12 protein-coding genes are annotated in these 13,156 nt (G+C 70.2%); 3 read left to right on the top strand and 9 right to left on the bottom strand.

The window, feature by feature from the left end; all coding sequences use genetic code 11:
- Positions 1-7 precede the first annotated feature (7 nt).
- From ABT340_RS00545 to ABT340_RS00535, 3 genes are all read right to left on the bottom strand, one after another.
- Positions 8-730 carry a PIG-L deacetylase family protein gene (locus tag ABT340_RS00545; RefSeq protein WP_352008488.1) on the bottom strand — a complete coding sequence of 241 codons (723 nt, stop codon included), beginning with the start codon at positions 728-730 and terminating at the stop codon, positions 8-10.
- A complete protein-coding gene (locus ABT340_RS00540; protein ID WP_352008487.1) occupies positions 730-1,869 on the bottom strand; it encodes a hypothetical protein in 1,140 nt (379 codons plus the stop codon). Before ABT340_RS00540 ends, ABT340_RS00545 begins: the two co-directional genes overlap by 1 nt.
- Positions 1,870-2,047: 178 nt before the next feature.
- On the bottom strand, positions 2,048-3,226 hold the full coding sequence (locus tag ABT340_RS00535; RefSeq protein WP_352008486.1) for an ROK family transcriptional regulator: 1,179 nt from the start codon (positions 3,224-3,226) through the stop codon (positions 2,048-2,050).
- Positions 3,227-3,541: 315 nt separating this feature from the next.
- Between ABT340_RS00535 and ABT340_RS00530 the strand changes: the two genes are divergently transcribed.
- From ABT340_RS00530 to ABT340_RS00520, 3 genes are read left to right on the top strand one after another with little or no spacing between them, the layout of a single operon-like run.
- Entirely contained in the window at positions 3,542-5,218 is a 1,677-nt protein-coding gene (locus tag ABT340_RS00530) for a condensation domain-containing protein (protein ID WP_352008485.1), read from the top strand.
- Between the two features lie 20 nt (positions 5,219-5,238).
- Positions 5,239-5,688, top strand: a complete 450-nt coding sequence (locus tag ABT340_RS00525) for an RrF2 family transcriptional regulator (RefSeq protein WP_184719254.1) — start codon at positions 5,239-5,241, stop codon at positions 5,686-5,688.
- A gap of 27 nt (positions 5,689-5,715) precedes the next feature.
- The gene (locus ABT340_RS00520) at positions 5,716-6,507 is read left to right on the top strand and encodes a DNA-formamidopyrimidine glycosylase family protein (protein WP_352008484.1); all 792 of its coding nucleotides are present in this window, start codon (positions 5,716-5,718) and stop codon (positions 6,505-6,507) included.
- Here the strand turns inward: ABT340_RS00520 and ABT340_RS00515 are convergent.
- The 6 genes from ABT340_RS00515 to ABT340_RS00490 all read right to left on the bottom strand — a co-directional run bounded on the left by ABT340_RS00515 (position 6,504) and on the right by ABT340_RS00490 (position 13,047).
- The gene (locus ABT340_RS00515; RefSeq protein WP_352008483.1) at positions 6,504-6,866 is read right to left on the bottom strand and encodes a helix-turn-helix domain-containing protein; all 363 of its coding nucleotides are present in this window, start codon (positions 6,864-6,866) and stop codon (positions 6,504-6,506) included. The two genes, ABT340_RS00520 and ABT340_RS00515, sit on opposite strands and share 4 nt — an antisense overlap.
- Positions 6,867-7,073: 207 nt before the next feature.
- The gene (locus ABT340_RS00510) at positions 7,074-7,577 is read right to left on the bottom strand and encodes a CinA family protein (RefSeq protein ID WP_352008482.1); all 504 of its coding nucleotides are present in this window, start codon (positions 7,575-7,577) and stop codon (positions 7,074-7,076) included.
- Complete coding sequence (pgsA, locus tag ABT340_RS00505) at positions 7,574-8,179, bottom strand: CDP-diacylglycerol--glycerol-3-phosphate 3-phosphatidyltransferase (protein WP_352008481.1); 606 nt, start codon at positions 8,177-8,179, stop codon at positions 7,574-7,576. Before pgsA ends, ABT340_RS00510 begins: the two co-directional genes overlap by 4 nt.
- Positions 8,180-8,204: 25 nt before the next feature.
- Positions 8,205-9,614 (bottom strand): 30S ribosomal protein S12 methylthiotransferase RimO, encoded by a 1,410-nt coding sequence (rimO, locus tag ABT340_RS00500; RefSeq protein ID WP_352008480.1) that lies wholly within the window; start codon positions 9,612-9,614, stop codon positions 8,205-8,207.
- 68 nt (positions 9,615-9,682) lie between these two features.
- Entirely contained in the window at positions 9,683-10,441 is a 759-nt protein-coding gene (locus tag ABT340_RS00495; protein ID WP_352008479.1) for a helix-turn-helix domain-containing protein, read from the bottom strand.
- An 83-nt stretch (positions 10,442-10,524) separates the two neighbouring features.
- Positions 10,525-13,047 carry a DNA translocase FtsK gene (locus tag ABT340_RS00490; protein WP_352008478.1) on the bottom strand — a complete coding sequence of 841 codons (2,523 nt, stop codon included), beginning with the start codon at positions 13,045-13,047 and terminating at the stop codon, positions 10,525-10,527.
- Positions 13,048-13,156: the final 109 nt, after the last annotated feature.

The raw sequence follows: 13,156 nt of genomic DNA, 5'->3' as shown, positions 1-13,156 counted from the left end.
GCGAACATCACGCCGGACTCGCGGCGGACTCGCTTTCGAGGGCCCACAGAAGTTCGTGCTGCAGCGGCCCCGGCATCGCGACGAACTCCCCGTACTCGCAGGCCAGGGGTGCGATCTGCGAGGCGTAGGACAGGACGGCGCGCCGTTTGAGCGCCCACTCCCGCTCGTCGAGCCGTACCGGCGGCTCGGGACGCAGCCGGTGCCGCCCGGCCAGCGTCAGCACCGGCTGCCGCTCCGCCAGGGCCCGCGCGGCCTCCGGGGTGCCCCACTCGCGGGCCGCCGAGGCGTAAGGCAGGTCCGCGTAGGCCAGGACCTCCCCCGCCCCGAGCCCGCTCAGCGCGTCGAGCGCCCGGTCACGGACGGTCTCGTGGTCGGCGTTGCCGATGCCCATCGGGACCAGCACCCGGGTGTCCGGTGTGACGCCGGCGGTCAGGAAGTCCGCCAGCCCGTCCAGTCTCAGCGCCTGTGCGGGCACGTCGGGATAGTCGAGCGCCACCTGCTCGGCGCCGAGGACCTCACACGCCCTGGCGTCCTCCGCCAGCCGTTCACGGGCCGTCTCCTCCGCGGAGGCGAACCCGCACAGCCGGTCCCAGGACGACTCCCGCTCCGCCGCGGCGCCGCCGAGCACCGTGACGATCACCGAGGGCCCCTCGCTCCTGGCGAGGACCCCCGCGACCGACATGGCCGCGTCGTCGAAGTGCGGGGAGACCACGATCGTCCGCCAGCTCATCACACCTGTCCGTTCCTGGTCAGCACGAGTCCCCGGCTGCCCCGCTTACGCAGGTAGGCCAGGTCGTCGCAGACGAACTCAAGGGTCGGCGGGGCCAGTTCGACCCGTTCGGCCACCCGCCAGACCGACTGTTCCCTGAGCCAGGGCCAGACCACGTCGTTGAGCCGTTCGGTCTCCAGCGCCAGCAGGATCCGGTCGGTCGGCAGGGCGTCCAGCAGCGTCAGGTCCTGGTCGTAGTAGAGCATCTCGATCAGCAGGTAGGCCGCCGCAGGCCGGGAGCGCCCGGCGGCCAGCTCCTCCAGGCTCTCCGCGGAGAGCTCGGCCCCCAGGTCCCGTTCCCCCAGCCTGGCCAGGAAGGAGGCGTTCGGCTCGGTCGCCTGGACGGCGTACCCCTTGCCGACCAGCCTGCGGGTCAGCTCACCCTGGCAGGCCCCCACCTCGACCAGCGGCCCGTCGTCCGGAGAGCACCATCGGCCGATCCAGGCCGCCGTGACGTCCAGCCGGTCCGCCTCGTACGGCGAGCGCCCGAACTCCCACGGGTCGTCGGCGACGGCCGCGTCCTCCCCCAGGCTGGAGATGAGGGCGTAGAGCCGGTTCGCCCGCTCGGTGTCGACGGTGAAGAAGCGTTCGACCACCGGCACCCGGTCGGTGGTGACGAGCCGGTCGGGCACACGGCTGCGCAGCAGCTCCCCCGCGTGCCGGTTGATGAAGTCGATCTTCGCGGCGGCCTCGGCTCCGGTGAGCCCCGCCACCTGGCCGGGAACCGTCTGCAGGAACAGGTTGTCCCCCACCGAGTACGTCACGGCCCGGCCCGCCAGCGCCCTGGAGACGATCCAGCCGAACCTGGCCCTGCGGATGCGGTGGTCGGCCGGGGAGTGGGTCCAGACCTCCCCCGTCGCCTCACCCAGCAGGCCCGCGACCTCCTCGGGTCCCGGCAGGGCCGCGGTGTTGCCCCCCGGCTCGACGAACGGCGCGAGCAGCTCCAGGCGTTCCCGCAGCGACAGGCCACCGGGGAGGGTCACCCGGGTGCCGGGGCGCCCGATGACGACCCCGATGTCGTCCTCCGCGTGCCGTCTCAGGACGGACAGGAACTCAAGTGCCACGTCCTCGGCATGCAGCACGGCGATGACGGCTGTCATAGTGCTTCGCTCCCCGATCACGGAAGAATGTCAGTTTTATGACATTTCCGCGCCAGCATAGACGATCTTCCTCACACCGCAACGGGCGATCAAGAAGAAACCGGCAAGTCGGGAAAATGGCACGTTCCATTACGCGCGGGGGGTGCTCCGGCATCCCGGAGCACCCCCCGCGCGCGGCTCAGGAGGCGAAGATCTCCTCGCGTGCCTGGTCGAGTGCGGCCAGGACGGCCCCGCGCAGAACCGGGTTCCCGATCACCTGACTGGGCACGACCTGCGGGCGGACCGGGCAGATCCTGGCGACCGCCTCCTCGATCCTGGAGGTGAGCACGGCTCCGCCCGCCTGGCTGATCTCCCCGGCGAGCACCACGAGCCCGGGGTCGAGCACCACGCACACCGAGGCCACGCCCAGCGCCAGACGCCCGGCGATCTCGTCGAGCAGGGGTTCCCCCCGCTCTCCCGCCCCGACCGCGGCGGCCACGCACTCGGTCGCGCTCTCGCCGCTGAAGCCGTAGGTCGCGGCGAGTTCCATCACTGCCTCCGCGCTGACCAGCGACTGCAGACCACCCGCCAGCGAGGGCAGCCGTCCGGGCACCGCCCGGATGTCCTCGGCCAGCGGCACGCCGGGTACCGGCAGGTAGCCGATCTCACCCGCGCTGCCGGACAGGCCCCGGTGCAGCCTGCCGCCGAGCACGACGCCGAGACCGATGCCGCGGCCGACCCACAGCAGCACGAAGTCGTCGGCCCCGTGCGCCGCGCCACGGGCGCGCTCGGCGACCGCGACGAGGTTGACGTCGTTCTCGATCCTGACGTCGCGCCGCAGGTCACGGGCGAGCGCCTCGTGGATTCCCTCGTGCCAGCCGGGCAGGTCGAAGGAGAAACGCACGTCCCCGGTCCTGGGGTCGACGACGCCCGGGGTGCCGATCACGACCGCCCTCAGCTTGGACAGGGCGACCTTCGCCGACCGGCACGCCTTGACGACCGCGCTGTGCACCAGCGCCACCGGGTCGTCGTGCCCGTTCGGCGCGACCGTCACCTCGGCCACGATGTCCCCGTGGATATCCGCGATGGCGGTGGTCACGAATTCCGGGCCCACATCCAGACCCGCCACATAAGCGGAGGAGGGAATGATGCCGTAAAGCGCGGCATTTGGCCCTCTTCCTCCCGCCTGCTCCCCTGCCACCTCGACCAGACCGCGCTCCTCAAGGCGCGCGAGCGTCTGGGACGCCGTCACCTTGGAAAGGCCGGTGAGCTCTCCGATCTGGCCCCGCGTCAGCGGTCCCGAATCCAGCAACAGCTCCAGGGCGGCCCGGTCGTTGATCTCCCTCAGCAGCCTGGGCACGCCAGGACGTCGCTCCATACGCATGCTCTCTTGTTCGCCGTTTCCCCGTCGCAATTACATTCAGGTAAGAATAGCGGTTCTATTCATTAATAAAGCTTCCTGATAGTTTAGCCCCGAAGGGGGGTGCGGGGAGGCCAGGAGGGCCTCTTCCGGCATGTCCTTCCCCCTCCTTCCCCGGACTTACCCGCCTCCACCGCCCCCTCACAGCACGGGATCGCCGTGAAATCAGGGCTTGCGACGCCCGCCCGTCGCGTGGAACACTCCGGGAAACGGGAAATGGTAAAGATTCTTTTCAGTAAGACTCTTGCGGCGTGTGGCGAGGCAGGTCTCGACATGGAAACCGTCATCAGGATCTCGGCCTGCTACGCGGGACGACCGACCCGGCACGGCCCCGTCACGATGGGCCAGGCGAACATGGCCCGCTGCGTGCTGCGTGACCCCCCTCTGCACATGAACTTCCGTGAGACCACGCCCCTTCCCCACGGGACGACCCTGGCCGCCGTCGTCGAGGCGGTCGGGCTGCTGCTGGCCAGGCACGAGAGTCTGCGGGCCACGATCCGCGGGGACACCCAGCTGGTCTCCGGGTCCGGCACCCTGCCCGTCGAGGTCCACGTCGTCGAGGACGAGCCGGAACCGGACGCCGTCGACCGGCTGGCCGAGGAGGTCGGCCTGCGCCTGCAGGGCGACCGGTTCGACGTGGAGAACGAGCTGCCGATCCGGGTCGCGGTGATCACCGAGGGGGACGTCCCCCTCAGGATGGTCTTCGTGCTGACGCACACCTCGGTCGACGAGGTCGGCCTGGCCACCGTGATGCGCGACTGGGAACGGCTGATCAGAGGCGAGGCCGTGCCCGAGCCGTGCCCGACCCAGCCGCTCGACCTGGCCCTGGAGGAGAAGGCCCCGCCCACCCGGCTGCGCACCGCCGCCGCCCTGCGGCACTGGGGCACCCAGCTCGGCCGGGTGCCCCAGTCGATGTTCGCCGTCGACGAGACCGCCGACCCCGAGGCGCTCCGGCCCCGGCTGCGGGTCCGCTCCACCGTCGCGGCCGAGGCGCTCGGCGCCGTGGCGCGCCGTACGGGAGCCAGCAGGTCCGTGGTCACCCTCGCCGCGCTCGGGACGCTGATCGGGGCGCGGACCGTCCAGCGGACCTGCGTGATCGCCTCGCTGACCAGCAACAGGATCCGCCCCGAGGTGCGTGACTACGTCGGCCCGATCGCCCAGGACGCGCTGATCACCGCCGATCTGGAGGTCCCCACCTTCGACGAGGCCGTCCGCCGCTTCCGCACCGCCTCCCTCACCGGCTACCAGCACACCAGGTTCGACTCGATCGCGCTCTGGAACCTGATCGGGGCCGTCAACACCGAGCGGGGGATCGACTTCGCCCGTGACTGCGTCTTCAGCGACATGAGCGGGGTCGCCCTGGCCGAGCGGGAGCCTCCCCCGGCGGAGGACATCGAGTGCCGGTGGCTGCCCGAGGCCTCCTTCCCCGCGCACCTGGCGCTGTGGACCAACCGCCTTGAGGACGAGGTCGACCTGACGTTCTGGATCGACCCCCGCGTCATGTCCCGCGCCGAGGCGGAGAGCTTCGGCACCGGCCTGGTCAGACTGCTGATCGAGGCGGCGGGGCGGGTGGTCCCGCTGCCGGAGGTGGCGGACCTGTGCGGGGTCCCGCCCGTCGAGTACGGCCCGGGCTGGGTCCACACCGACTCGTGCTGGGTGAACCTGGAGGCCGTGGAACGGCTGGTCGACGCGGCCCTCGGAGATCGTCCGCACCTGGTGACCCACGACGCGGACGGACGTCTGACCTGCCATGTCTCCGGAGGAACCCCCCAGGAGGCCCACGCCGCGTGCATGGCCCTGCTCCCGGGACGCACCTCCGCGATCGCCCCTCACCACTACGTGATCCACCAGCCCGCGCCGGCGGAGGCGTGGCTGCGAGCCCCTGTCGTCACCGAAGGCTGCGGACGTGAGTTCGTTTTTTCCGCCACCTCGCGCGTAAGCAGTCAATAGCAGGCGGGATAATCGATTACATGCGTCTATCCGCTCGTGTCGACTATGCCCTACGTGCCGCCGCCGAACTCGCCGCCGCGGGTGACGGACCTACCACCGTGGGTGAGCTGGCCAAGGAGCAGGACATGCCGCCCAAATACCTAGAGAACATCCTCCTGCAGATGCGGCGAGCCGGTCTGGTCCGGGGTCAGAGAGGGCCCGAGGGCGGCTACGTGCTGGCTCGCGCCGCCTCTGAGATCACCCTGGCGGACGTGATCCGCGCCGTTGACGGGCCGCTGGCCAACGTGCGGGGCGAGCGCCCCGAGCACGTCGGCTACCGGGGCCCCGCCGAGGCGCTGCAGCAGGTCTGGATCGCGCTGCGGGCCAGTGAGCGGGCCATCCTGGAGGAGGTCACGCTCGACAGCGTGGCCACCGGTGTGCTCCCCGAACGGGTCCGCCAGCTCGCCGCCGACCCCTCGGCGTGGGACTGAGTCGCCGGCACCAGCCGGGAGACCGCCGTGCCCGAGGGTGACGTCGTCCACCTCACCGCGAAACGGCTCGGTCTCGCGCTCGACGGACGGGTGCTCACCCGCTCCGACTTCCGCGTGCCCGCCCACGCGACCGCGGATCTGACCGGCCGGGCCGTCCTGGAGACCCGGTCCCGGGGCAAGCACCTGCTCACCCGGGTCGAGGGCGGTCTGACCGTGCACACCCATCTGCGGATGGAGGGAAGCTGGCGGATCTCCAGACCGGGACGGGGCACGCCCCCGGGAGACGTCGTGCGCCTGCTGCTGGCCAACGAGGAGTGGCAGGCCACAGGCGTACGGCTGGGCATGGTCGATCTGCTGCCCACCGGGCACGAGGCGAGAGTCGTCGGGCATCTCGGCCCCGACCTGCTCGGGGCGGACTGGGATCCGGGCGAGGCCGTACGGCGGCTGTCCGCCGTCCCGGAGACGACGATCGGAGAGGCGCTGCTGGATCAGCGCAACCTTGCGGGAATCGGGACCATCTACCGGGCCGAGACGCTGTTCCTGGCCGGTCTGTGGCCGTGGCGGCCCGTCGGCGCGGTCGAGGACCTGGACAAGGTGGTGAGAATCGCGCAGCGGCTACTGCACGCGAACAGGGAGCGTCCCAACAGGGTGACGACAGGAGACGCACGCCCCGGCCGGAACACCTGGGTCTACGGCAGGGCCGGACGGGCCTGCCTGCGCTGTGGGAACCGGATCAGTCGCGGTGAGATGGGGAGAGGGCCGCAGGAACGGCTGATCGTCTGGTGTCGTCACTGCCAGCCGGAACGAGTGACCGGTTAGGCAGCGACCATGTCGTTGACTTCGGGAAAGACGGAATCCGGAAGAGCACCGGAGACCACGGTCTCGGCGATCGGCAGGCGTTCACGCTCGGGCACGTCACCGGCGAGCACCGGGGCGTGCTGAAGCTCGGCCAGCGCGAACTGGTCTGAGACCTCACGCAGCACCTGTGAGAGCGGCACACCGAGGGCACCGCAGATCGACGCGAGCAATTCGGAGGAGGCCTCCTTCTGGCCACGCTCCACCTCGGACAGATATCCGAGAGAAACACGAGCCAGTGTGGACACCTCACGCAAGGTGCGACTCTGCCGCACCCGCAGCCGCCGCAGCACGTCACCGAGCAGCTGACGCAGCAGGACCATCTGTCGCTCCCTCCCCGGCGCGGGCGCCTTCACGACACTCCGCGCGATCGGTTCGTGCCGCCCGTTCTTCGAACGCGACCCTTCGTACATACTCCTCGCCGTCATCATCGCTTGACCTTTACCTCACTCACAGCTCCACCGTACCTGTATCCACCAACCCTGCGGCAGACCGTGGTGAGCATGTTCGCTGGGGACGTAACGCGGTAATCACCCGGAATGTTCCCCCAAGTTCGACTCCAGCACACCTAAAAGCAGGTCTACGGCCTCCTTGACTGTCGATTGGCGAATTTCCTCACGGGCACCTGCGAGGTGGAGATCCCGGTGCCATACCCGCCCATCAGGACCACTAACAGCCAGGTGCACGGTGCCGACCGGTTTGCCGTCCTGCGGCTCGGGACCGGCGACACCGGTCACGGCCAGGCCGTACGAGGCGCCGGTGAGTTCACGGACGCCCTCGGCCATCGCGGCCGCGACGTCCGGATGGACCGCCCCCTCCCGGTCGAGCAGGTCGGCGGGAACGCCGAGCAACCGGTGCTTGAGCTCGGTCGCGTAGGACAGCACACCCCCGACGAAGGCCGTCGAGGCCCCCGGAGGAGCGGTGAGGACCGCGCCGATCAGCCCCGCGGTCATCGACTCGGCGACCGCGACCGTCTCCCCTCTGCGGATGAGAAGGGACAGCACGCTGGTCGCGGCGAGCAGACGGTGACTCATTCGCCCCGCGCCTTCCTGGCCACCTGCCGCAGCCTGACCGCGCGGATCACGTAGTCGAGGCCGGTGCCCACCGTCACGACGACGGCCGCGCCCATGACGACCAGACGGACCGGCTCGGGGACCCCGGGCCACATGTAGGAGACGATCGCGGCGATCTGCAGGACGGTCTTGACCTTGCCCCCGTAGCTGGCGGGGATCACACCGTGCCTGATGACCGCGAATCGCATCAGGGTGATGCCGAGCTCCCTGCCGAGGATCACGATCGTGACCCACCAGGGCAGCTCGTCGAGCAGCGAGAGACTGATGAGCGCCGCACCGATCAGCGCCTTGTCCGCGATCGGGTCGGCGATCTTGCCGAAGTCGGTGATCAGGCCGTAACGCCGGGCCAGCTCGCCGTCGAGCAGGTCCGTCAGCGAGGCGACCAGGAAGACCACCAGCGCGGTGACCCGCCAGCCCGCGCCGGGCAGGAACAGGCAGGCCGCGAAGAAGGGGACCATCGCCAGCCGTATCACCGTCACGACATTGGCGATGTTCCACGCGCTCACCTTCGGGCGCGTGGTCGCCGGCGTCGTGCCGGTACCGGTCTCTGGCGAATTGGTCATACGGTCCCCCGGCCCGGTGGCGCGCTCACGGCGCGGCCTTGATGCGGGCGATCAGGTCCACTCCCTCTGAGTCGACCACGACGGCCCTGACGATCTGCCCGGGCACCAGGCCGATGCCCTGGACCGTGACGGACCCGTCCACCTCGGGGCCCTGGTGCGCCGCACGTCCCTCGTAGCCGCCGTCGCCGAGATCCTCCTCGATGAGGATGTCGACCTCGGTGCCGATGCGCTCCTCGGCCCGCTGGGCCATGAGCTCGTCGGCCAGCTCGGTCAGCGTGGCCACCCGTGCGTCGATGACCTCCTGCTCCAGCTTGCCCGGCAGCGAGGCCGCCTCGGTGCCCTCCTCGTCGGAGTAGCCGAAGACGCCGATCACGTCGAGCCTGGCCAGCTCAAGGAAGGAGACGAGCTCGCCGAACTCCTCCTCGGTCTCGCCGGGGAAGCCCACGATGAAGTTGGAGCGGACCCCGGCCTCGGGAGCCTTGGCCCTGATCATCTCCAGCAGGTCGAGGAAGCGCCTCGGGTCACCGAAACGGCGCATCCGCCGCAGCACGGAGCCGCTGGCGTGCTGGAAGGACAGGTCGAAGTAGGGGGCGATGCCCTCGGTCGAGGAGATCACCTCCAGCAGACCGGGACGTAGCTCGGCGGGCTGCAGGTAGCTGACCCGCACCCGCTCGACGCCCTCGACGGCCGCCAGGGAGGGCAGCAGCTTCTCCAGCGCCCGCAGGTCGCCCAGGTCCTTGCCGTAGGAGGTGGAGTTCTCGCTGACCAGCACGAGCTCCTTGACGCCCTCACCCGCCAGCCACGCGGCCTCACCGATGAGCTCGGCGGGATCACGTGAGACGTAGGCGCCGCGGAAGGCGGGGATGGCGCAGAACGTACAGCGCCTGTCGCACCCGGAGGCCAGCTTCAGCGAGGCGACGGGGCCGTCCCCCAGGCGCTTGCGCAGCGGCCTGGGACCGCTGGCCGGGGCCAGCCCCTCGGGCAGCTCTCCGTGGCCGGGGATGTTGGTCTTGGGGGCCGAGGCGCGCTCGACCGGGGAGATCGGCAGCAGGGTCCTGCGGTCACGCGGACTGTGCGGGACGAGCGACTTGCCGGCGAGCACGTCGTCGAGACGCGCGCCGATCTGGGTGTAGTCGTCGAAGGAGATGACGGCCGCGGCCTCGGGCAGGGCGTCGGCGAGCTGGTCACCGTACCTTTCGGCCATGCAGCCCGCGGCGACCACCTTGGCCCCGGAGTCGGCCGCGGCGAGCAGGGTGTCGATGGAGTCCTTTTTCGCTGAGTCGATGAAGCCGCAGGTGTTGACGACGATGACCTCGGGGTCGTCGTCGCCCACCTGCCAACCGGCAGCCTCAAGACGCGCGGCGAGCTCTTCTGAGTCGACCTCGTTGCGCGCGCAGCCCAGCGTGATCAGCGATGCGGTTCGGCGGGATGACATGGTGGACACTACGGTATCGGGAGTTGACGGCCACCGATGCACCTCCCCCGTTCCCAGATGGCCCCGGGTCAGCTCGGTGTGGAGTCCCGCAGGCCGTAGGAGCGGTTGACGACCTGCCCACGGCGCCCGGGAGCGCCGAGGTTCTTGCCGTTGAGCTGCAACGAGACGGCCCCGCCGTCGCTGAAAGTGACCTTCATCCCTTTCTCCGCCCGCCAGACGGAGGTTTTACCCGCCTCCAGCGTGCCGGAGAAGAGTTTTTTGCCACTGACGTCCTTCACGTCGAGCCACGAGGAGCGCTTCGCGCTGATCTTGAGGACCACGGGCCCGCTCACCGTGCCCGCGGCCAGCGAGTTGGGCCTGCGTGTCGGCCCGGGCGTGTCGAACGCCCTGCCCGCCTCGGAGTGCGCGGGCACGGCGGGCCGCACCTCGGCCGTCGGCGTCTCCCCCCGCCCGCCCATGGTCTTGACCACGCCGAAGACCACCACGATGGCCAGCGCGACACCCATGGCCATGGTCCAGTTGGGCGAGCGGCTCTCACGGATCTTGATGGGCGTGTCGGCCTGGAACACGCTGGCGGCCCTGACCGGCAGCGGCACGCCCCCGTGCAGCTCGTCGTACTCGTGCACCACGGCCTCCGGATCGAGCCCGAGGGCCTTGGCCATGTTCCGGACGTGGCCCCGCGCGTAGAAGTCCCCTCCGCACTGGGAGAAGTCGTCACGCTCGATCGCGTGGATCAACGCCTCACGAATGCGCGTGTGCGCGCTCAGCTCCGCCACGGTCAGCCCCGCCGACCGGCGCGCCTGCGCCAAACCACTACCAATGCTCATAGCCGCACGCCCCCAAAGCACCCGACGCTGCGTAGTGAGTCCTATTCAACCAGTAATCGGGCTGCTCCCGTACGTCGGGGGCGTCATTGACCCCGCAGGTCGGCCAGGAGTCCGGGCAGTTCGTCGGGCTTGACCATGACCTCGCGCGCCTTGGAGCCCTCGCTCGGCCCCACGACGTTCCTGCTCTCCAGCAGGTCCATCAGACGGCCCGCCTTGGCGAAGCCGACCCGCAGCTTGCGCTGAAGCATCGAGGTCGAGCCGAACTGGGTGGTCACGATCAGCTCCGCGGCCTGGACCAGCAGGTCGAGGTCGTCGCCGATGTCCTCGTCGATCTCCTTCTTGGCGGTCGCCGAGGCGGCCACGTCGTCGCGGTACTCGACCTGCATCTGCTCCTTGCAGTGCGCGACGACGTCGCCGATCTCCTTCTCCGAGATGAAGGCGTTCTGCAGCCGCATCGGCTTGCTCGCGCCCATCGGCAGGAACAGCGCGTCGCCCTGCCCGACCAGCTTCTCGGCGCCCGGCTGGTCCAGGATGACGCGCGAGTCGGCCAGCGAGGAGGTGGCGAAGGCCAGTCTGGAGGGCACGTTGGCCTTGATCAGGCCGGTGACCACGTCCACGCTCGGCCGCTGGGTCGCGATGACCAGGTGGATGCCCGCGGCGCGGGCGAGCTGGGTGATGCGGACGATGGAGTCCTCGACGTCGCGCGGGGCGACCATCATCAGGTCGGCCAGCTCGTCCACGATCACCAGGAGGTACGGGTAGGGCTGGTAGACACGCTCGCTGCCCGGCGGCGGCACGAGCTTGCCCGTGCGCACCGCCTTGTTGAAGTCGTCGACGTGCCGGAAACCACTGGCGGCCAGGTCGTCGTAGCGGCGGTCCATCTCACCGACCACCCACTCCAGGGCCTCGGCCGCCTTCTTGGGGTTGGTGATGATCGGCGTGATCAGGTGCGGGATGCCCTCGTAGACACTCAGCTCGACCCGTTTTGGGTCGACCAGCACCATCCGCACCTCGTCGGGCGTGGCGCGCATCAGGATCGAGGAGATCAGACCGTTGACGCAGACCGACTTGCCCGCGCCGGTCGCGCCCGCGATGAGCAGGTGCGGCATCTTGGCGAGGTTGGCCACGATGGTGCGGCCCTCGACGTCCTTGCCCAGGCCGACGATCATCGGGTGGTGGTCGGCCTGGGCCACCTGCGAGCGCAGGATGTCGCCGAGGGAGACCAGGTCCTTGTCGGTGTTGGGGATCTCCACGCCGATCGCCGACTTGCCGGGGATGGGCGACAGGATGCGTACGTCGGCGGACTTGACGGCGTAGGCGATGTTCCTGGTGAGGGCGGTCACCTTCTCGACCTTGACCGCGGGACCCAGCTCGATCTCGTAGCGCGTCACCGTCGGCCCCCGGGTGAACCCGATCACCTGGGCGTCGATGGAGAACTGCTCCATCACGCTGGTCAGCGCGTTGACCACGACGGTGTTGGCCTTGGTCTGCGGTTTGGGAGCGCTGCCCGGGCGCAGGAGCTGGATGTCCGGCAGCGTGTAGGGGCCCGCCTGCGGCGACAGGACGAGCTGCTCGACCTTGCGCGGCGCCGGGGTCGGGGCAGGCGGCTCCGCCCTGGTGGCGGCGACGGCCTCCTCCTCCGGCTGCTCCTCGGTGAGCCCGGGGACGATCTCCGGGGAGTGGTCCTGCCCGGTCCCCGCCCGCATCTCGGTGACGACCGGCGTGTCGTACGGCTTGACGGTCTCGCCGCCCTCGCGCTCCTCGGCGGGACGCTTGCGCGCGGGTTTCCTGGCGGGCCTGGCCTTGGGGGGCGCCTCCCGGTCGAAGAGCATGTGCCTGATCTCGGCCAGCCGCTCGGGGACCCGGTGGACCGGTGTCGCGGTGATCACCAGGACGCCGAACCCGGACAGGATCAGCAGCAGCGGAATCGTCACGAAGGCAGGCAGGATGCTCGCGGGCGGCGCCGAGACGATGAAGCCGACCATGCCGCCGGCGGCCGAGACCTTGTCCATCCCGTCGGTTGGTCCTCCCGACGGATACGGCGTGTCGTGCACCACGTGCACGACGCCGAGCAGGCCGATCATGAGGGCCGACCACCCGATGCCCATCCGGCCCGTGTCGGCGTTCTGGTCGGGGTGGCGCAGCAGCCGCCAGGCCAGCAGCGCGAGCAGGATGGGGATCAGCCAGGCCAGAGACCCGAAGGTCCCGCGCATCACCCCGTTGACCACCTGGGAGACCGTGCCCGTCGTGTCCCGCCAGAGGATGGCGGCCAGCGCGACGGCCCCGGAGAACACCGCCAGGCCGAGCCCGTCACGGCGGTGCACCGGGTCGAGCTCCCTGGCGTTCTGCCCGAGGGCGCGCGCCGCGGTGCCGATGCCGCCCGCCAGCAGCATCCAGACCCCCATGAACAGCTTGCCGATCATGGTGAACACCCAGCCGAGCGGGTCGTGCTGGGGGCCCGGGGGTCTTCTGGAACGCGGGGCGGGCTTCGCCCGGGTGGTGGCGGCCCGCCTGACGGGAGCCGTGCGGGGCGCGGAGGACCCGGACCGGCCCGACCCCTTGGCGGGAGTCTTGCCTGAGGCGCCTTTAGACGTACCGGTGGCCATGCTAGCGAGGCTATCGAGCGACACCGTCGATCACGCGCAGGCTCGCCGGTACCAGCCTCACCATACGGAACAAAAGCCCCATGGATCCGCCCCCACCGACATGCCGTAC

The sequence above is a fragment of the Streptosporangium sp. NPDC000239 genome (genome assembly GCF_040300765.1).
Taxonomy (GTDB): Bacteria; Actinomycetota; Actinomycetes; order Streptosporangiales; family Streptosporangiaceae; genus Streptosporangium.
The sequence above is the reverse complement of the archived record's forward strand: the minus strand, read 5'-3'. Positions and strand labels throughout refer to the sequence as shown.